This window comes from Streptomyces avidinii, assembly GCF_045161815.1.
Lineage (GTDB): Bacteria > Actinomycetota > Actinomycetes > Streptomycetales > Streptomycetaceae > Streptomyces > Streptomyces avidinii.
Genome location: NZ_CP108863.1, coordinates 3,202,340 through 3,222,142, shown reverse-complemented (window position 1 = coordinate 3,222,142; position 19,803 = coordinate 3,202,340). Strand labels below are relative to the sequence as shown.

Below are 19,803 nucleotides of genomic sequence, written 5' to 3'. Positions count from 1 at the left end.
TCACGCCCTCACTGTTCTCTGTCACCGAGCTTGGCCCGTTTGCCATCGAAGAAGGATCACGTGCCGTGGTCTGCTACAGGCCAGAAGCGGGTACGGCGCGTTCCCACTGCTTCTCGAACTCTTCCCGGGTGATCTCCTGGCCTGCCAACTCCGGATCGAAGAAGTCGACGACCGGCGGGTTGAAGGGCCAGTCGTCAGGTCCGCTCCTGATGCGGCCGCTCCCGTCCTCAGCCAGCTCCACTTCGCGGGTCCGGCGCCCGTCCGATTCGACCTCCATGAGGTAGACCGGGCCGCCGTCGTCTTCGCCGTCCCAGTGACGCCGCACGTACACGATGCTCCTGTCCGCGAGGGCGCCGAAGCCAGGAAGCCCGCGCTGTACGTCGCGTTTGGCCCGCAGGTCGTCCAGACCTGGAGGCATGAGTGGCGCATCGATGTCGACTTCTTCGAGTTTGTCGCCCTCGGCCCAGGTGACCGACTCCTGCCTGGTGACAACCTCGGTCCACGCGAACGTTTCCAGGATCTCGCGGGCCGACCGCGCGTGGACCCACCACCATGAACCGCCCATCCCATAGTCGTGCAGGACGAGGAACCGCGTTTTGGCTGCGGGATTTGAAAGAGTCACAGGACCGAACCCTAACAACGGAGCTATCAGACCTGTTCAGTTGGTCGGTCCACCTTGGATGGCAAACGATCCGGGTTCAGTCACGCCGTCACGCCGTCAGGATGCTGAACTCCCCGAACTGGTGCCGGGTGATCCACCCGCGTTCGGCCACGCGTTTTGCCCGCGAACGTACTCCCTCGATCTTCGCCGGCACCGCGTCCGGTCCCAGGGCCGTCGCGAGGTCCTTGGCCCGAGCCTTGTCCCGGCCCGCCGCCGCCTCGGTCTCCAGCACCGAGATGATCCGCTGGTAGTCCGGCGTGAGGACAGCCCTGGCCAGCTGCCCGTTCTGGCAGGGAACCGGTGATCCCGTCATCGCGGCGGCCACCACCTTGTCCTCGACCACGTCCACTGTTTGGCCAGCCGGCTCGGCCGGCACCTCCACCACCGCTTCACGGGCGATGACCAGCCGGGCAGGAGAAGAGCCTGCCGATGCACTGGTATCGGTCGCCCGACGGCGGGAGTTGTCCTCAGCGGAGTCGGCGGCCGAGGTGCTTACATGGCGATTGGACGGGTGGCGGAAGCAGCGCAGCACGGCCGCCGATGCCTACGGCAGGAGCCCGTCGTCGAGGGCTGGGGGATGGCACGGGGAGGGGCGCCCGCACCCACCCGCTAGCCAGGGGCGCCAGCGCCGATGCATGCATGGGCCGCCCGGCGACGAGCAGCCCAAGGGCCCGAGGCGGGCCCGCTAACGAGGGGAGACGAGCAGTGGCAACACCCACCGAGGGGGAACCGTTCGCCGAGGCGGCGGGCGAGGCGGTGCAGAGCGCCGTCATGTCGGTGCGTCTGATCATGGCCATCGCTGATGCTGTCCGACGGCAGCAGCAGCGGCAGAAGAAGGGCACGGAGGAGGAGCTGCCGCCCGCCGAACAGGCGGCCACCGACGCGAAGGAGGAACTGAAGGACCTCCTGCCCGCGGACATTTCGGTGGCCCTGTTGAAGGGCGCGGACTGGCCGCAGCTCGCCCAGCAGATGATGGCGCTCAAGAAGGCCGGCGTGGACCTGGAGCAGCTGCTGCCGCGTGTCGGCGAGATCGCCGTGACCGTGCGGGACCAGGTCGCCGCGAACGAGCAGCGGATCGCCCGCGACGGCACCGGGCAGTGGGAGAAGCTGCTGCGCGAGACGCTGCCGGCGGGACCGGTGCGGGAAGCGATCCTGTCCTCTCCGACGTGGCCGGACATCGCCGCGACGATGGGGCGGCTGGATGAGCGCGGAGTGGACGTACGACAGATCCTCGCCGACGCGCACGACGAAGGCCTCGGCGTCGACCGGGCGATCGGGAAGGTCCTCGCGGCCGGCGAGGCGCCGCCCGCGAGCCGGGACGCGTTGCTGTCGTGGGGGCCGCTGACGACCGGGCTCGACACTCCGGCAAATCTCGACCTGGGCGACCGCGTGCGGGCCCTGCGCCAGCTCTCGATCTCGCTGCAGGAGAACGAGAGGTACGTGCGGCTGGTGAAGGAGGCGATGCCCGGCCGGGAGCAGGACGCGAACCTGATGGTCACCGCGAAGCAGTGGCCTTTGGTGGCCGCGCGGATGGCGAAGATGGAGAGCGAGGGAAAGCCGCTCGCGGACCATCTTGCCGGGCTGATGAAGGACACCTCGTGGGAGAAGGGCCCGGGAACGTTCGGGTCGCGACTGGCCCACGCAGCGGCCCACGTGCTGTCGCACCCGCCGGGCGAGGCTCCGGCAGTAGGACGGCCGGTGGTCAGCACGGCGGCGGCGCGGTCGCAGTCGTCGACGGTGGGCCCGATTAAGCCGCACGCGGTGAAGGGCGCCGCGCCTTCCGAGCGGGGTGTGGCCCCGCACCGGGAGGCTGTGCCGGCGGCGAAGTCGGGCAAGACCCGATAGCCGCGCCCCCACACGCGCGTGCCGCAGACCCGAACAAGGGTCTGCGGCACGCGCGTGTCCGGCGGCGGGGGGAGAGGGAGGGGTCAGGGGCGGGTGGCCCCGAAGTAGTCCCCGGCCGGCATGGCGGACGTCAGCGGTTGGAGCTCGATGACGCGGCCGGTGCGGGGGGCGTGCAGGACGTTACCGTCGCCCGCGTAGATCGCTACGTGGTAGATGCTGCCCGAGCTGCCGTGGGACCAGAAGAGGAGATCGCCGGGCTTGAGGGCGTCGCGGGAGACCGCTCGGCTGGAGGTGGCGCCGTACTGGGCGGCGGCGACGCGCGGCAGCTGGATGCTGGGCCAGTACGCGTACTGGACGAGCGAGGAGCAGTCGAATCCGACGGTGGAGCTCGCGGAGCAGCTGCCGTTCAGGTAGCCGTTGGTGCCGTCACAGAAGCCGGTGGTCGGGCCGGAGGGGCTGCCACCTCCCCAGGAGTAGGGGGTGCCTGCTCGGGCTGCGGCTCTGCGGAGGGCATCCGGACCGCTGCCGGAGCCGGATACCTCGAGGAGGCCCGAGCCCTGGAAGCGGGGGAGGTCGGCGAGGATGGCGTGCACGTAGTCGTAGGTCTCGCCGCGGGCGAAGGACCTGGGCGGTACGCCGCGGTAGTCCTCGACGGCTCCCCACCCGGCGTTGTATCCGGCGAGCGCGAGCGCCCGCGGGTCGCCGCCGTATCCGGAGGACTTGGCCTGCTTGAGCAGGGAGCACATCATGCGGCCCTGAGCCGTCACGGCGTCGCCGATGTCCCAGGGGGAAGCCTCGCCGTTGCCGTCGGCGTCCCGGCCCCAGGTGACCCAGGTTCCGGGCATGAACTGGGCAGGGCCCTGGGCGCCGGCGTGGGAGGTCGCCTCGCTCCGGGTGGTCTTGAACTCCGACTCCGCCCACAGCTGGGAGGCGAGCAGTGCCGGGGTCATCTCGGGTTCCGGGCAGGCCGCGTCGGCCTGGAGGATCCAGGACCGGAACTCGGCGGGCACACCCTGGAGCCCGCCGCCCCCGTCGGTTGCGTCGGCGGCCTTGGCGTCACCGTCGAGGAGCACGACGGCAGCCAGGGCGGTGAGCGGCAGCACGATGGCGGCTATCACCGCGATGGCGGCTCCGACGAGCACTTTCATATGGGTCCCCCCGCGGGCTTGAGTCTCGCTTCGCTGTCGTTGTTCGGGTGGTGCGCTTCCGCGCGTACTAGATCACGTGATGGTTCACCTGCGCTTTCGAGTTGAGGTGGGGTCAGATCGCCCGGAAGCGCCGGAGCCAGCGGGTCCGCTTGTCGGGGCGTGAGCGGTGCATGCGCCGGCCGTCGGGGTGACTGCGCTCCTGCGGGCAGGGTGTCCGCGTCCGGCGGGTGGCGTGGTGGCGCTTGTTGTACGGGGTCAGAGGTCGTCCAGGCGTGGAGATTTCGGATCGCGAAGGCTTCGCAAGGTCTCTCGTGCCGGGCGAACCCGGGCGGCTCGGGAGCGGGTTCCGGCACCTCGTGAGTATGGCTGGAACCCATCTTCGGGATTTGGCGTGAAAAGAGATGCCAGGGATGATCTTCGTGACGTCCAGTTCTTCGTACGAGTCGGGAATCGGACACACCCCCTGCGCCGATGCCCCTCCGCCGGACACGATCCACGACCTGACCTCCGATGATCTGAAAAACCCTGCTCCGGATTGACAGAGGGACACGCTAGCCTCAGGGGTCCCACGAACCAGGTTCGTGGTCCTTAAACACAGAACACAGGGGGGAGTTGCGGTGTGACCATCCAACCGGTGACATCAACCCCGGCGCATGCGCCGACGGTTGCACTCCGCTACGCGCTGATTCCCGCGCACGGACACGGCATTGCGGTGGCGACCGTTGCTCGGATGCTCGACGGCGACGCCGACGACGCTCGGGCCCGCGTCCTGGCGCCGACCGAGCCCGTGCCCTACGGAGCGCAGCCGGTGCTGCTGGCCGAGAGCACGGTCTACGGCATGACCTGCGTGGAGGAACTGCTCCAGCGCTGGGGCCCTCTGCCGAAGCCCTGGCTGGTGCTCGTCTCGGACGCCCCGGCCCCGCCGGTTCCCGACGCGCGCTACCTGCTGCGCGCCCTGGGCGGACGTCTGGCCGGGGTGGCCAGGGTTGCGTACCTGCCGGTGCTGCGCGGCGTCAGGACCGCTGATGAGGCTCTGGAACACAAAGACGTACTGGCCGCCGCCGGACGGCTGCGGCGCACCATGGAAGGGACCACCAGACGATGACCACCACCTCCACCGAGCTCTTCACGCTCGCCGCGCTGATCCCGGGCGGATCGCCTACCGCGATTCCCGGGATGGACGGCCCCGTCACGAAGATCTTCGGCTACGGGCTGTGGTTGCTGATCCTCGCGGGGGTCGGCGGAACCGCGTTCGGCGTCTACAAGCTCGCGGTGTCGGACAAGAGCCGCAGCGGCGGCGGCAGCGAGCCGTTCAAGTGGATGGGCGGAGGGGTGGCGGCGATTCTGCTGGCCGGATCCCTGATCACCATCCTCAACGGAATCGCGGGTGGCTGACATGTCGCGGACGAGGGGGACGTGGAACACCAAGGGCGTGTGGGCCGCCGGCGCAGCGCTGGCCGCGGTCCTGGTCCTGACGGCCTATTCGCTGCTGGCGGGCGGCGACGGCGGGGCGGATGCCCCGGCCAAGAGCGGGGCGAGCGCGAGCCCGGGAGCGTCCGGTGCGGCGAGCCCCGCGCCCACGTACGCGGCGCCGGCGGACTGGACCGAGCCCGAGCGGTGGACGGCACTGCCGCGGGGGCAGCGCACGGACGACCGTGGCAGCCAGGTCGGATTCCCGCGCACCGTGGAGGGCGCCGCCGCGATGGCCGCGGCCGCCAACAGCACCCGCATCGAGGGCGAGCAGTCCACCACCGACGAGCAGCTGCGGATCTACCACTCGTACGCAGGTAAGGCCGACAAGTCTGCGCAGGCCGCGGAGCGGGTCGAGCTCGAAGCCGGGCAGACCGACAAGACCCTCGCCCAGGAGATGGGCGTCAGCTCCGGGCAGCCGCTGCCGTCCGGTGCCTACGTGCGCGGTCACGTCGTCGGCTACAAGGTGATCAAGAAGTCGGCCGACGAGGTCAGCGTGTGGCTGCTGGGCCGTGTGGTCCAGAAGAACGGCGAGACGCAGAAGGAGGAGAGCTCCTACACGCGCACCCTGCTGGGTGTGCAGTGGCAGGACGGTGACTGGAAGCTGACGGCCGACGCCATCAGGCGGGCTCAGCAGGACATCGCGGGCGAGGCCCAGCCGCCGATGGTCGCGCCCGGCGACGCGGAGTTCAACGCGGGAGGCTGGACGGCCATTCGGGAAGCGTCGTGAGACGGCGCCTGGCGGGCCTGCTGCTCGCCCTGGCCGCGATCTTCGCGATGTCGGTGTCCGCGCCACAGCCCGCGGCCGCCGACCCGATAGCCACGGGTGTCGGCCTGGCGTGCAAGTTCACCTCCGGTGTGGTGGGGGGAGCGATCCTGGGCCCCGTGGGGAGTATTGCCGGAGGATTCGGCAGCGGGAATCTCTGCGACAAGGTCAGCAAGGCCGCCTCCGAGAAGATCAAGGAGGAGTGGGACAACGTCAAGAAGAGCATGCTGGGCGACATCATCGTCGCCATCGAGGACGCGGCGAACTGGGTCCTCAAGAAGGTTCTGACCGTGGCGCTCATGGGGCCGTCGGTGGACCTGGCGAGCACTGGCCTGTGGGGCGGGAAATCCACGCTCGCGGGCATGCTCGTGTGGCTTGGGCTGGTGATCGCCGCAGCGGGGGTCATGTGGCAGATCGGCAAGATGGCCCTCACCGGGCAGGCCAAGCACGTGGGCCGCTCCATGCTGGGCTGGGTCGAGAACATGGTCCTGTCCACCATCGGCGTGACTCTCTTCGCGACGCTGCTGGTGATCGGAGACGCCATCAGCGCGGGCCTGGTGAACTCCGTGTTCAAGGATGACAACGCGGCCCTCGAGCGGATCATCGCGGTGATGATCCCCAAGGGCATCGGCAACCCGATCCTCATGCTCGGCATCGTGCAACTCATGGTCATCATCGGCTTCGTGCAGCTGGTCATGGTGTTCCTGCGGCAGAGCGCCATTCCGATCATCTGCCTGCTTCTGCCCGTGGCCGGCGCAGGACGGACAGGCGGCGACGTCACCCGCCAGTGGGCACCGAAGCTCATCACGAGCGGGCTCGTCATCGTGGCCTACAAGCCGATTCTCGCGATCATCGTGTGCACCGGCTTCAGCGAGTTCGGTAAGAGTCAGACCCTCGCGGAATGGCTGCGTGGCTGCGCCACCCTGCTCCTCGGGGTACTCGCCCCCGGTCCCCTGAGCAAGATCTTCGCGCCCTTCGGCGCTGCGGTCGGCGGCGGGATGGCCATGGGCGGGGCCAGTGGTGCCCTGGGTGCTGCCGCAGGCTTCTTCGGCGACAAGGTCGGTGGCGACGGTGGCGGTGGTGGCGGGGAGCCGACCAGCCCTGTGCAGCACGCGCAGCACGTCCAGCAGAGCATGGGCCCGCAGGGCGGCGGCGGCCAGGACGGCACCGCGGGCGCCGACGCCCATGCCCAGGCCGCCCGGAACGAGAGCGGACGGATTCCGGCCCAGGCCACGGGCGAAGGAGCAGCCGTCGGCGCCGGCAAGACCGCGGCCACGACCGGTTCGGCAGGAACAGCGGCTTCTACCGGTACGGCTGCTGCAGCAGGCCCGGCTGCGATCGCAATCAAGGTCTATGACGGCGTCAACGACACCGTCCAGGGCGCAAGTGAACAAATGGGCGGGGGTAATCAGCAGTGACGGCTCACGAGGTGCCGCGGACCCTGATGGTCGAGGGGTTCCGTACCCGGCGGTCCTTCGGCTTCGGCGGGCTCTCCAAGAGCGCCACGATCGTCGGAGCGATGGTGCTGCTGGCGGACGGAGTGATCGGCACGCAGGCGCCGATCACCCTGCTGGTCACCCTGCCGCTGACCCTCGCGGGATTCGGGCTGGCAGCCGCCCGTCGCCACGGCATGTCCGCGCTCTCCTACTACTGGGCGAAGGCGTCGTGGCGGCGGGCCACCCGGATCGAGGCCACGTCCTACCGGCGGCTTCTGCTGCCGCATCCGTACGCGCTGGACCTGCCCGGGGTGGGCGCCTCGTCCACCCTCATCAAGGCGCACGACCCGACCTCGGGCAAGTCGGTCGGCGTCGTCCACGACCGGGTGACAGGGCGGATGACGATCAGCACCCTGCTCGCCCCGGGCGGCAGCCTGATGGCGCCCACCAGCTCGGTGCAGAGCAGCCTGCGCACCTGGGGATCGGTGCTGGACGCCATGAGCACGGACGAACTGATCCGGGGCGCGTCCGTGACGATCCAGATCACCCCCGGGGCGGGGGACGCACTCGGTGACGACGTGGCATCCCGTCAGGACCCGGGCGCGCCGGAGCTGGCCAAGGCCATCATCAACGAGCTGGTGCGCACGACCCCGCGGGCCACCGCCTCGGTGGCGTCGTGGATGTCGGTCACGGTGGACCCCAACGCCGCCGCGAACCCGCCCACGGACCTCGCCGAGCAGGTCGGGGAGGCCCTGAAGACCGTCGACTCGCTGGACCTGTCCGGCACCGGCACCGACATCGAGCGCCGTGCGACCGACGTGGACCTGCGCCGCCTGGTGCGCAGCGCGTACGACCCTGCGGTCTTCAACGCCCGCGACGGCGAGTTCTCCGACCTCAGCTGGTCGGAGTGCGGGCCGCAGGCCGCCGACGACGGATGGGAGGAATACGCCCACGACGGCGGGGTGTCCCTGTCCTACGTGCTGCGCGAGATGCCCCGCCGGCCGATCGCGTACAGCGTGCTCCTGCCGCTGCTGGCGCCCGGCAAGTTCCAGCGCAGGATCACCCTCGCCTACCGGGTGCTCGACCCGTACGAGGGCGAGGCGGTGCTGGAGCGGGAGATCAGCCACGCTCACCAGCGGGCGCAGGCGACCGCCGAGGTCAAGGGCCGCGCGAAGTGGTCCCAGCGGGCCGACACCCAGCGCGCTGAACAGGCCGCGGCCCAGATGGCCGGCGGGTCCCAGGTCGCGGACTGGACGCTGATGGTGACCGTCACCGCCCGCACCGCCACCGACCTGCCCGCCGCACGCCAGGAACTCGACCGCGCGGTGAAGGCCATGCGCGGTATCCGCATGCGTCCGGCCTACGGGGCTCAGGCCGCCGTGTTCGCGGCCGGGCTGCCGATCGGCTACAACCCGCTCGTTAAGGATTGATGATCATGGCGCGCACGCCGAAGCTGCCGTCGGTGACCACGCCCAAGCGCGTGACCCGTGCGGTGGAGCAGGCCCCGAGCCGCGAGGAGCGCCGGGCCGAGAAGAAGCTGCGGGACCGGTTCGCTCCCCGGCTCGGCTGGGGCGGCCGGTTCGGCGGGCGGGTACCCGTCGAGGACACCGGCGCCGTCTACACCGGCCCCACCACCCAGGCCAGCGGGGTCTATCCGTTCCTGCTGGGCTCCGGCCTGCCGCCGCGCGGCGTCCCGGTCGGCCGGGACGTCCTGACCGGCGAGCTCGTGTGCATCGACCCGTCCGGCTGGACCGGAAAGCTCACGACCAACCCCGGCGTGTGGGTGATGAGTCAGCCCGGCGCCGGTAAATCCGCGCTGGTCAAGCGCGTGTGCCTGGTCTACTCGGCGTACGGCCACATGGTGTGCGTCCCCGGGGACGTCAAGGGCGAGTACAGCACCCTGATCTCCGAACTGGGCGGCTCCGTCGTGCGGATCGGTGACGGCATCGGCCGCATCAACCCGCTGGACTCGGGCCCGCTCAAGGGCCGCGTCCACACCCTGCCCGTCGAACGCCGGCAGGCACTGCTCGACGTCCTCAACGGCCGGCGGCTGGAGACCCTGGTCGCCCTGCTGTCCACCAAGGTCGGACTGGGGCGGCCGGCGGACGAGATCGAGCGCAGCGCACTCGACACCGCCGTGCAGATCGCCTCCGCCGCCCACGAGTCGGGCACCGACCCGGTCGTCGCCGACGTCGTTCGGGTCCTGCGTCACGGGCCGGAGGAACTGCGGGCGAAGCTGTCCGCGGACGGCGAGCGCTACCGGGACCTGACCCGCTCCGTCATCGCCGGACTCGACAACCTCATAGGCGGCCCGCTGCGAGGACTGTTCGACGGCCCCACCACCACCCCGCTCGACATCAACGCGCCCGCGGTCTCGGTGGACATCTCCGCCCTGCGGGCCCGCGGCAACGAGGTCGTCAGCGCGGGCATGATCGCCACCTGGGCGTACACGTACAGCAGCATCGACAGCGCCCGCTCGATCGGCCTGATGGACCGCAAGCTCGTGCTGCCCATGGACGAGATGTGGCGCGCGCTGCGCTCGGGGCCGGGCCTGGTCGATGCCATGGACGCGATCAGCCGCCTCAACCGCGTCACGGACGACGTGACGATCTACGTGACGCACTCCCTGCTCGACGTCGAGGCGCTGCCGACGGAGATGGACCGGGCGAAGGCGCGCGGCCTGATGGACCGCTGCGACACCTGGGTGATCGGAGCCTCCTCGCAGGAGGAGCTGCAACGCGTCACCGGTAAGCGGTCCCTGACGGAGCAGGAGCGGATGATGATCGGTTCGTGGTCGTCGGCGACCTCCACCGGCCTGGACATCGACCCCAGCTACAGCGACGACGACGGTTCTGGGGACGGCAGCCGCCAGGTGGAGGAAGAAGGAGCCCGCCACCCGGGCCGCGGCAAATACATGATCAAGGTCGGGGCGAGGCCTGGCATCGCGTCCGCGCTCGAACTGACCACGACCGAGCAGCGCCTCTACCGCACGGACACCAACCAGCGCCGGACGACGACCTCGGGGAGCGGCAGCCGATGATGACCGAGAACGACCGCGCATGGGCCTTCGGCGGCATTCTTCTCGGGGGCGCGGTGACCCTGTCGGTCTCGACCTGGGCGGGAGCCGCGGCCGGCGCGCTGCTGACCGGCGAGGACGTCACCTCCTTCCCCCTCTCTCTGGTGGCCGCGTGGCAGATGGCCACCGACTGGTCGGGGGCGTGGCCGCACTCGCAGACCGCCTCCGCCGTCGGCGCCGCCGCCTTCGACCTCGCCGTCGTCGCCCTGGTCGTGTGGGGCCTGCGGGTGACCTTCCGCTGGTTCCGCAACCCGGCCGGCCTGGCCACCCTGCACCAGGTCCGAGAGCTCACACCCGACCACGCGGCCCGCACCGCGACCCGGCTGCGGATCTCCCTGAGGAACACCAAGCCCAAGGACCTCCCGGCCCGCGACCGGGGCGTACTCCTCGGCGACCACCTGCCGTCCGGGGTGGAGCTGCGCGGCTCTGACGAGGACACCTACGTCGCCATCATGGCGCCCCGCGCCGGCAAGTCCACGTCGCTGGCCATCCCCGTGGCGGAGGAGGCGCCCGGCGCCCTGCTGATGACGTCCAACAAGGCGGACGTCTACGCCGCGACGCTGATCTCCCGTTCCCGGAAGGGCCAGGCCTGGATTCTCGACACCCAGGGCGTGGCCCAGTCCGAGCGGGAGATGTGGTGGGACATGGTCGCCCAGGCGGAGACGCTGGAGGGCGCCGAACGGCTCGCCTCGCACTTCGTCACGCAGATCACCTCCGAGCAGGCCGACCCGTTCTGGAGCCAGGCCGCGGGTGACCTCCTCGTCGGTCTGTTCCGCGCCGCCTGGTGGGAGGGCGGCAGCGTCCGCGACGTCATGAAGTGGCTGTCCGACCCCAAGGAGAAGGCCCCCCTGCGGGTCCTCTACCAGCACGAGCCGGTGCTCGCCGAGCAGGTCGACTCGTCGATCAACATTGCCGAGGAAACTCAGTCCGGCATTTACCAGAACGCCCGGACCGCGATGTCCGCACTGCGCGACGAGCAGGTCCTCGCGTGGGTGACGCCGGACAAGCACCGCCCGGCCTTCGACCCCGAGCACTTCGCCACCAGCACCGACACGCTGTACCTGCTGAGCAAGAAGGGCGGCCCCGCCTCCGCGGTCGTGGCCGCGCTCGCGGACGCTGTCTTCACCGCCGGCGCCGAGGCGGGCGAGCGCCACGGCGGCCGCCTGCCCGAGCCGATGCGCGCCGTCCTGGACGAGGCCGCCAACATCTGCCGCATCGCAGACCTCCCCGACCTCTACAGCCACCTCGGCTCCCGGGGGATCACCCCGTTCGTCATCCTGCAGAGCTACCGGCAGGGCGTGAAGGCCTGGGGCGAGGTCGGCATGGACGCCCTGTGGTCGGCCGCGACGAAGAAACTGATCGGCGTCGGCCTGGACGACGCCAAGTTCGCCGGCGACGTCAGCACGCTCACCGGCGCGCACCACGTCGAGCGCGGCTCCTACTCCAAGAGCAAGGAGGGCTACAGCCGCAGCTACTCCGAACAGCGCGAGCAGGTACTCGACCCCGCAGAGATCCGCGCCATGAAGAAGGGCACAGCCCTCCTGATGGCCACCGGCATGCCCGTCGCCCAGATCAGCCTGCGCCCCTGGTATGCGGAGAAGGCCATGGCCCACATCGGCCCGCAGATGGCCGCCGAGGAGCTCTCCATCACCAAGCGGGCCATTGCGGCACACGAGCAGAGGAAGGCGGCCCGCGGTGGCCGATGAGCCAGACGGACCGGACCTCGTGGTGCCCATCGGGCTCTTCCAGGACCTGCAGGACCTCAAGGCCCAGATCGCCCGCCTCTCCGCGCAGGTCCAGGAGCTGACCGACGGCGCCGACACCGACGACGGCGAGTCCTCCGCAGACGACGAATCGGCGGCCGACGAGGACGAGGGCGGAGACGCGCAGTTTCCGCCGTTCATCCTGCTCCTCGACTCCCCGCAGTACGACGACGAGCTCCGCGCGCTGATCGAATGGGTGGAAGGAGTACTCGTACCCGGATACCTGGCCGAGCCGTCCGCCGACGCCAGGTGGTGCCACCTGTGGTTCGAGCACCCCGTCGCCGTCGCGCGCCTGCACGCCCTGTGGCTGGCATGGCAAGAGCTCACCGACCCGGCCACCTGCGGGTACACCGGGCCGTCGGCGTGGCACCGGGACCATCTCGACCCCTGCCTGCGGGAACTGCGGAACTCCACCGGACCGTTCGCAGGCTGCACCAAGGGCGAGCACCAGATCGGCCACCGCATGCCCGGCATCGTGCCCAGCGCGTGGAGCCAGATTGAGGCGGACTGACCACAGCTCAGAACATCCTCAACTTCGATGCCTTCGATGCAGCAGCCGCACACCATATATCCATGAATATCGCGCAGTGGGCGCCCGTGGCTGTCGTTACGGGCGCGCTGATCGCCGGTTCCGTCTCCGGGTATACGACGCGTCGGACCGTCCGGGCCGCGGCCCACTCCGCCCACGTCACCCGTCAGCTGGACGCGCTGGACGCATTCTTGACCGCAGTCGATGCGATAGGCGAGGTGACGGTCGACGACAAGGGCGGAAAGAAGGATTGGCTCGAGATCGAGTCCCAGGCGGTACGCGCCGCGGTACGTCGACTGCTGCTGGTCGTTCCTCCTCGACTGAAAGAACGATGCACGGAACTGGCCGAAACCGCCTATTCGGTCGCTCAGAACGGCATCCCGACCACGATGTCTGCGCGCGCCTTGAACGATCTCCGCGGGCAGGCATCCGCGGCATACTTCCAGAAGACGCTCGCGGCGCTGCCCGAGGCACGGCAGGCCCGCGCCCAGGCTGCACTGACCGCCCTGATCGCCGTGGAGAAACTGCATACGGCGCAGGACGAACGGGCTCGGGACGCGGACCACAGCGCCCTCATCGCAGAGGCCCGCGAGGCGTTACGAGCGTCCGGCATTACAAAGCCGTCGGACCAGGTCCATCTGCTCGATCACGGCCGCAGGTCGGCGGAGCACCTCATCCAAGAACGCTTTCGCATCCGGCAAAGCAAACTTGAGCGCCAAAGGATGGAGCTCATCGCGGACGTAAATGCCTGGATCAACGGCACCAAGCGCCGCCCCCAGGCCCGATCCGGCGCCTGAAAAACGCCCAAAATGTCTTTAGCTGAGGGCGTCGCCGAGCAGTCGGCGTCGGGCGCCGTTCAGGTGTCGGTGGAGCAGTTGTGCGCGGGAGTGCACCAGGCCGCTCCGGTATGCGGGTGGTAGCCGGTCGTAGACGGCGGCGGCCATCTCGGCGGCCGCGCCCGGGTCACCGTCGACGCGCAGGCACGCGGCGGTGTCCATGGCGATCAGGGCGCGGGTCATGACCGAGGGCGAGGACGTGAGGGCCAGGGCGTCGTCCTGTGCTCGGTAGGCGGCGCGGGTGTCGCCGAGCAGCGTGTACGCCTGCGAGAGGTGGACCGCGTGCTTCTGGGCCGGTACCCGAACCAGGTGTCGGCTGCCTCGGGGCCGTCGAGCTGTTCGGCCAGGGTGCGGACGTCGTCCACCGCCCGGCGGGCGCCGGGGAGGTCACCGACGGCGGCCAGGGCGCGGGCGTTGACGGCGGCCGCGAGCGCGGCCGCGCCAGAGGGGCGGGTGCCAGCCTCCCGGCGGGCCTGCGCGGCGATGCGGGCGGCCTGCCCCGGGGCGCCGTAATTCAGGCCGACCATGGCGTGGCGGCCCAGGACCCATGCGGTCATCCGCCGGTCGCCGGACTCGCGGGCGGCTTTCGCCGCGGTGGCGAACCAGCGGTGGGCGTCGGCCTGGTCGCCGCGGTCGTGCTGGACGATCGCGACCAGGCCGGAGATCCCGGCGGCCGTGCGCGCCAGGTTGGTGCGGTCCTTCACGGGGTGGGGCCGGCGAAGAACGGCGGCGAGCAGGGAGAGGTCGTCGCGCATCTCGGTCAGGACAGCGTCGGGGGCGCGCCCGTTGTAGCCGCCGCGGTGTCGCTCGAAGGCGCCCTCGAGGTAGGCGAGGGTCCCCGGCGCCGTCGACGTCCAGGCCGGTGTCGATGCCCTCCCGTGCCTGCGCGATGCCGGGCAGCACGGCGAACCCCGCCGTGGCCGCCGCGAGGGTGATCAGCTGTCGTCGCTTCACGTCATCGTCCTTCCTGTGCTGCCTGCGGTGCCGCTGGGTGGTGGCCAGGGCCTCGTCCAGCTGCTCCTCGGTCAGGCCGTAGACGGCGCGGCTCGCCGGACGCCGGACCGGGGTGGGTAACCGGCGCTCGCTCTCCCAGCGCTTGAGGTTCTCGACCCCGCACCAGGGACCGGCGGCCGTCAGCAGCTTGGCCTGTTGCTCCCGGGTCCGGTCCGCGTGCTCCCTGATGCTGCGGAGCAGTCCGCCGATTCCGTCTGGGCTCACCATGCCGGGGCCTCCTGGCACCCCACCGAAGCCTTCGGGATCCACTGGGACGACCACGACACCGTGATCTTCCAGCTCGAAGGCTCGAAACGCTGGAACCTCTACGGGGCGACCCGCACGACCCGCTCCGCCTGGACGTCGAAGCACCCGAGACGCCCGAAGGGCCTCCGGCCACCGAGGTCGCCTGCAGGCCGGGGACATGCTGTACGTGCCGCGGGGCTGGTGGCACGCCGTGGCCGCCACCCAGGGCCGGTCCCTGCACCTGACCTGCGGCCTGACCCCGGCAACCGGCCACCACCTCCTGGTGTGGCTCGCCGGACAGCTCCTCCATTCCCCCACCCTGCGGGCCAACGTGCCCACCGTGGCTGGCCCCGCCGAGCGCACCGCATACGCCGAGCAGCTGCGTAAGGAGGTGTTCGAGGCCCTCCACCCCCCACATCGTCTCGGAGTTCGCCGCCTCCCTGGACGCTCGCGACCCCGGCCGCCCGGCCCCCTCCCTCCCGCACATTGGCGCCATCCCGGCCGACCCCGACGTGGTCCTGGCCCTCACGACCGTCCGGGCTGCGCTGGAAGGATCGGACGGAGCCGTGGTGCTGCGCGCCGCTGGACACGAACGGGAGCTCCACCCGTTCGTGCGCCCCGCGCTCGAGGCCCTGGTGTCCGGATCCCGGCTGACCGCTCGGCGGACTCGCCGAGCGGTCGGGCCTGTCCGTGGAACAGGTCGCAGCCCTCGCCACCGAGCTGGTATCCAAGGACGCGGCCGCCGTTTCCCACCCGAGGTAGGGCCCGCCCCATGTTCGAGGCCCCCGCCCCCGCCACCGTCGACCGGATGCTCGCCGCCCAGCAGCACGCCGCCGCCCAGCTCGGCCTGCGAGCCACCGGCCGACGGGTGTGGGGGTACCGGGGCCGGACCCTGCCGTCGGCCGCGGGCCCGCACTGGCTCCGCGTGGTCTGCGCCGAGGCCGGTACCGAAGGCGGCAAGCTGTGGGACGGCCCTTACGCCTCCCACACCCTCCCAGCCTCGGTGCCCCGACCCGACCTGCTCCACGTCCGGGACTGGAGCGCCGAGACGCACGCCTACCGCGCCGAGCTGTACGCCTTCGCCCCCGATCCGATCGTCTCCCCGCGCCCCGCCCTCGACGAGGACCCCGACCTGCCCGAGACGTGGTGGAAGGAGATGGCGGCCGCCCTGGACGTCCTCGCCGACGTCCCGCCGCCGACGAACCGCGAGGCCGTACGCGAGGAATACCTGCGCCGCGTCATCCCCGAGTTCACCGGCCACCAGGTCGACGGCGTCACCTGGACCACCGCCCACGGCGACCTCCACTGGGCGAACATCAGCTGCGGCCCGCACATCCTGGACTGGGAAGGATGGGGCCGCGCCCCGTACGGCTACGACGCGGCCACCCTCTACATGTACGCGCTGCCCGTCCCCGAGACCTCCGCCCGCACCCGCACCGAGCTCGCCCACATCCTGGACCGCCCCGAACCCGCACCGGCCTGCTGACCGTCTGGGCCCAGATCCTCCAGGCCCAGGACCGAACCGACTTCTACGCCGCACTAGCCGGCCCCATTCGCGAGCACTTGGCCCAGCTGTAGCCGTGTCCCGCGCCTGAGGGTGCCGGGCTGGAGCGGCTCACCTGGGCTACTTGCCCCGTCCGCGCCTGCGCTCTGGAGGCGTGTGGTGCGGCCCGCCGCCCGCTCCCGGCGGGACAACCGGACCGCTCTTCGGCGCTGGGCGACTGCGTGTCGTGGTGGACCGGGCCCGCGCCGCGTTCGCGTCGGGCCGCCGGGAGCCGGCCGGGCCGGCGGAGGGACGTGTTCCCTTCTGGTCGTCCCCGAGCTGGGGGCGAGGAACCGCGACGGAGTCGCTGCTGTGGATGATCCAGTCGGTGGCGCGGAAGTGAGAGGAGAGGGTACGGCCGAGCTGGGTCGCGTCGAAGGGGCCGCTGGACTCGAAGACCCCCAGGGACATCGGCCTGCCCAGCGTCATCTCCCAGCGGCCCGCCCACTCGGCCAGCGCAGGGAAGGCTTCCATCACCGTTTGCTTCTCGAGGTACCCGTGCCCGCCCATGAAGTCGCCCGGATACCGGTCGGAGTGGTGGGCGTTCCAGTGTTCACGTGCGGCCCGGACGATCGCGGTGCTGTTGATATCGAGGTCGAAGTCGCTGGGCTCAGGTTCGGCGCCAAGGCGCCACATCAAGTCGTAGGGGCGCCGCACAGGGCGGTCCTCGTTGCCGCCGAGCCATTCCCGGAGGCGTTGCGCCGCCTCCGGATTGCCGGCCGCCAGATCCTCCTCGCGAGGCAGTGTCTTGTGAAGGCCGGAGAAGAAGTCTGCGCCGGTGCCCTTGAGACGGATGTCGACTTGGGATGCCTCGATGCCGTCCTGCCCCAGTGCCTCCAGCATCTCCGTGCGGAACCCCTGGTAGAGCTCCGGTGTCATCCCCATGGGAGCCTCACCACTGAGCAGCCATTTGATCTGGACCGGGTTGATGCCGAGGAAGTCCAGGTCGCGCTGGGTGATGGCGTAGCCGGAGTCGTCACGGGGCCACCAGTCCGGGAACTCCTCCTCGCCCTCCAGTATCCGGGCGATCCGGCTGTCGAACGGATCGGCGGGATCGAGCTCCGCCGTGATCGTAAGAGGCCGCCACTGGGAGCCGGGTTCATCGGGGACCTGCGCCGTACTCTCCTGCACGGCGTTCTCCGGCTCCTCGGCGTCGGCCAGAAGCGGGGCACCGAGTGCGACGCTGCTCGCCGCGGTCTGTTCCATGGCAGGGGCCGGGGGCCCGGCGGCGAAGACGCCGTCGAGCGTGACCAGGCTGTCGCCCGGCAGCGTGACCCACTCTTTCTGCCCGAAATATCCCATCCCTGTCATGGGAAGGGACAGGATGTCCTCGGCAGGCTTGAGGTCGGCCAGGACCACGCCGCCCCCGCCACGTTGCTCCAGCCAGTCGGCCACGATCTGACGGTCCGCAGACCAGCTCGCCAGCGGCCTCTGGCGGGCCTCGAAGGTTTCCCCGACGTCCAGGCCCGCCCATTCGGGCTGTCCTGCTCCCTCCGGCCAGCTCATCGCCCGGTAGGACATCACTTCGGTGATGCCGTGTGCGGCGAGGGCCTCCTGGGTCATCTCGTACTGGGTGCGCAGGAACTCCCGCAGCGCGTCGCGGTTGTAGTCGAGCTCGAGGTCAACAGCGGACCGGGTCTTCGGGTCCATCCGCCATTCCAGCACCTCGGTGAGGCCGAACTCCTCACGGGTGGCCTGCTGCAGCGCGAGCACGCGGACGTTGTTGTTGGAGCCGTACGACCATGACCCCATGAGTTCACTGACCGCGATCATGCGGACCAGGGTGTCGGCCTGCGGGCCGTCCATGGGCACCGCCATGTCCGGGGCGTGCCGGGGATTGCCCGGGTCGAGTTCATCGACGTGAAGGACGTCGGCCCCCATGGAGGGATACTGCTCGTTGTGCGGGACCAGCACGTAGCTGCCGTCGCCCAGATGGTCCGCCATGTCGTTGCCGATGTTCAGGCCCATCGCCGCGAGGACGAGCTCGGGCGTGGACGATCGCATCCGCTCGGCTATGGCCCGGATCGCGATGGTCTTGGCTTGGGGCGTGCTGCTGATCCGGCCGTTGTCGGTCAGCAGCGCCTCGCCGACCCGGAGCCGGTCGGCCCGTTCCTGCGAGCCCAGTGGCGGGGGCAGCGGGTCGTGTCGCTCCGGTGCCGGCACGGGCAGTGCGACGGGGTGACCGGGCGGCCTGGGTAGCAGTGCCCCGGTACCGGTGGCGTGTTCAGCAACCTGGCCGAACCGTTCCATGACCGTGTCATGGAGCTCGGGCCGGGCAACGTGCTCGAACAGGGGCCGCAGACCGTCGAGGTGCCGGCGCATGATCTCGATGTCGCCGGGGGGAACCGGATTGTCCACCCAGGAGAACACGTGCGGCTCGGCCTGTTGGAAGAAGGTGGTGACGAACGGGTTCGACGGGTCCGGGACGAGGCCGCGGGACGTGACACCGTCCACGACCGTGATCAGGCTCTGCTGCTCTCCGAGTGCGAGTTGGGCGATGGTGAAGCCCTGGGTTGCGGTCAGGGCGTGGTGCAGGCCGAGGAACACGCCGTCACGGGTCCTTACCGCCCCTCGGTCCGCCAGATCAACCAGGTCCTGGTGGCGGGTGGAGGCCGGCTCACCAGGCATGTGATCGGTGTACACCGTACGCGGGCCGATCGGGTGGGACAGCGGAACGCGAGAGCCCACTGCGCGGCCGACGTAGGCGTCGAGCAGTCTGTTCACCACGTCCTGGGCCCGCGCATGCTCCTCGTAGACGGCCTGGGTGCCGTCGTCGAAGGTGGCCAGCTCTCTTTGTGTGATCCCAGCGCCGTGGCCGAGCGCCTCGCGGGCGATCACGTGTGCGCCGGTGACGGGGTGCGCGGGCAGCGACGTGACGTCGGTCGACGCGGTCCCGGGCGTGGACGGCTCACCGTTCAGCACTGAGTCGAGCGCAGTGCGGACCTTGGGCCAACTCGCGGCGAAGCCGGGATGCAGGTTGATGTCCGGGACCTGGGAAAGAGGGATCCAGGCCAGGGCCAGGGACTCGCCCTCGACAGGCTGGACAGCCATTCGCTGGTCGACCGAAACGATCACGGTGTCGTACGACCAGCCGCCGTGGTCGTCCCGTACGACTCGCTCTACGCGGGCCCGGGCGGGATCGAAGTCGCTCTCCTCGACTGCTTCACGGATCGCGGCTTCGGCTGCGGACTCGTTGCTGTCGCGGGCGCCTCCGAGCAGCGACCACGTGTCCCCGTGGTCGGTGCCCGTGCTCCTGTGGTGCAGGAGCACGTACGCCTCACCGTCCGTGCCGCGGTGGACGGGCAGCAGCCCGGCGGCACCGAACCGGCCCCAGTGTCCATGGCCCTGAGCACAGTTCACCCAGCCGTCACCCGCCATCGCGGGCAGCGTGGTGGTTCCGGCGTCTGTCCCGGACGTCTCATGGCCCAACTGCTCGCTCATCGCAGCCCCCGTCTGCTCGTTTCGATACGTGGTGCCGTTGCCGGCCGTCC

At 70.5% G+C, this 19,803-nt stretch carries 17 protein-coding genes and 2 pseudogenes; 13 read left to right on the top strand and 6 right to left on the bottom strand.

Features of this window, described 5'->3' with window-relative positions; translation table 11 throughout:
• Positions 1–73 precede the first annotated feature (73 nt).
• Both OG373_RS13895 and OG373_RS13890 read right to left on the bottom strand, forming a co-directional pair.
• Entirely contained in the window at positions 74–565 is a 492-nt protein-coding gene (locus OG373_RS13895; RefSeq protein ID WP_405438518.1) for a hypothetical protein, read from the bottom strand.
• 145 nt (positions 566–710) lie between these two features.
• Positions 711–1,193: a hypothetical protein gene (locus OG373_RS13890; RefSeq protein WP_405438516.1), complete on the bottom strand. Its 483-nt coding sequence runs from the start codon at positions 1,191–1,193 to the stop codon at positions 711–713.
• 173 nt (positions 1,194–1,366) lie between these two features.
• Between OG373_RS13890 and OG373_RS13885 the strand changes: the two genes are divergently transcribed.
• The gene (locus OG373_RS13885) at positions 1,367–2,506 is read left to right on the top strand and encodes a hypothetical protein (protein WP_405438514.1); all 1,140 of its coding nucleotides are present in this window, start codon (positions 1,367–1,369) and stop codon (positions 2,504–2,506) included.
• Between the two features lie 83 nt (positions 2,507–2,589).
• Here OG373_RS13885 and OG373_RS13880 read toward each other — a convergent pair whose 3' ends face one another.
• Positions 2,590–3,654 carry an NlpC/P60 family protein gene (locus OG373_RS13880; RefSeq protein ID WP_405438512.1) on the bottom strand — a complete coding sequence of 355 codons (1,065 nt, stop codon included), beginning with the start codon at positions 3,652–3,654 and terminating at the stop codon, positions 2,590–2,592.
• Between the two features lie 712 nt (positions 3,655–4,366).
• Here OG373_RS13880 and OG373_RS13875 point away from each other — a divergent pair.
• The 9 genes from OG373_RS13875 to OG373_RS13835 all read left to right on the top strand — a co-directional run bounded on the left by OG373_RS13875 (position 4,367) and on the right by OG373_RS13835 (position 13,491).
• Positions 4,367–4,759, top strand: a complete 393-nt coding sequence (locus OG373_RS13875) for a hypothetical protein (RefSeq protein ID WP_405438510.1) — start codon at positions 4,367–4,369, stop codon at positions 4,757–4,759.
• Entirely contained in the window at positions 4,756–5,049 is a 294-nt protein-coding gene (locus tag OG373_RS13870) for a hypothetical protein (RefSeq protein WP_053169072.1), read from the top strand. The genes OG373_RS13875 and OG373_RS13870 overlap by 4 nt, the downstream gene beginning before the upstream one ends.
• Position 5,050: 1 nt before the next feature.
• Entirely contained in the window at positions 5,051–5,854 is an 804-nt protein-coding gene (locus OG373_RS13865; RefSeq protein ID WP_405438509.1) for a hypothetical protein, read from the top strand.
• Complete coding sequence (locus tag OG373_RS13860) at positions 5,851–7,308, top strand: hypothetical protein (RefSeq protein WP_405438507.1); 1,458 nt, start codon at positions 5,851–5,853, stop codon at positions 7,306–7,308. Before OG373_RS13865 ends, OG373_RS13860 begins: the two co-directional genes overlap by 4 nt.
• On the top strand, positions 7,305–8,756 hold the full coding sequence (locus OG373_RS13855; RefSeq protein WP_405438506.1) for an SCO6880 family protein: 1,452 nt from the start codon (positions 7,305–7,307) through the stop codon (positions 8,754–8,756). The genes OG373_RS13860 and OG373_RS13855 overlap by 4 nt, the downstream gene beginning before the upstream one ends.
• Before the next feature lie 5 nt (positions 8,757–8,761).
• Positions 8,762–10,366, top strand: coding sequence for an ATP-binding protein (locus OG373_RS13850; protein WP_405438504.1), 1,605 nt, complete (start codon positions 8,762–8,764; stop codon positions 10,364–10,366).
• On the top strand, positions 10,363–12,108 hold the full coding sequence (locus OG373_RS13845; protein WP_405438502.1) for a type IV secretory system conjugative DNA transfer family protein: 1,746 nt from the start codon (positions 10,363–10,365) through the stop codon (positions 12,106–12,108). The genes OG373_RS13850 and OG373_RS13845 overlap by 4 nt, the downstream gene beginning before the upstream one ends.
• The gene (locus tag OG373_RS13840; protein WP_405438501.1) at positions 12,098–12,676 is read left to right on the top strand and encodes a DUF4913 domain-containing protein; all 579 of its coding nucleotides are present in this window, start codon (positions 12,098–12,100) and stop codon (positions 12,674–12,676) included. The genes OG373_RS13845 and OG373_RS13840 overlap by 11 nt, the downstream gene beginning before the upstream one ends.
• A 62-nt stretch (positions 12,677–12,738) precedes the next feature.
• Positions 12,739–13,491 (top strand): hypothetical protein, encoded by a 753-nt coding sequence (locus tag OG373_RS13835; protein ID WP_405438499.1) that lies wholly within the window; start codon positions 12,739–12,741, stop codon positions 13,489–13,491.
• 18 nt (positions 13,492–13,509) lie between these two features.
• On the opposite strand, the gene OG373_RS13830 is transcribed toward OG373_RS13835, so the two are convergent.
• Positions 13,510–13,713 carry a hypothetical protein gene (locus tag OG373_RS13830; RefSeq protein WP_405438497.1) on the bottom strand — a complete coding sequence of 68 codons (204 nt, stop codon included), beginning with the start codon at positions 13,711–13,713 and terminating at the stop codon, positions 13,510–13,512.
• Complete coding sequence (locus OG373_RS13825; protein ID WP_405438495.1) at positions 13,710–14,285, bottom strand: hypothetical protein; 576 nt, start codon at positions 14,283–14,285, stop codon at positions 13,710–13,712. The genes OG373_RS13830 and OG373_RS13825 overlap by 4 nt, the downstream gene beginning before the upstream one ends.
• 415 nt (positions 14,286–14,700) lie before the next feature.
• Between OG373_RS13825 and OG373_RS13820 the strand changes: the two are divergent.
• From OG373_RS13820 to OG373_RS13810, 3 genes and pseudogenes are all read left to right on the top strand, one after another.
• Positions 14,701–14,862, top strand: a pseudogene (locus OG373_RS13820) (JmjC domain-containing protein); the annotation flags it as partial.
• A 34-nt stretch (positions 14,863–14,896) separates the two neighbouring features.
• A pseudogene (locus OG373_RS13815) lies at positions 14,897–15,031 on the top strand (JmjC domain-containing protein); the annotation flags it as partial.
• Between the two features lie 510 nt (positions 15,032–15,541).
• On the top strand, positions 15,542–16,255 hold the full coding sequence (locus tag OG373_RS13810; protein ID WP_405438493.1) for a hypothetical protein: 714 nt from the start codon (positions 15,542–15,544) through the stop codon (positions 16,253–16,255).
• 138 nt (positions 16,256–16,393) lie between these two features.
• Here the strand turns inward: OG373_RS13810 and OG373_RS13805 are convergent, their stop codons facing one another.
• Entirely contained in the window at positions 16,394–19,753 is a 3,360-nt protein-coding gene (locus OG373_RS13805; protein WP_405438491.1) for an NUDIX domain-containing protein, read from the bottom strand.
• Between the last annotated feature and the right edge of the window lie 50 nt (positions 19,754–19,803).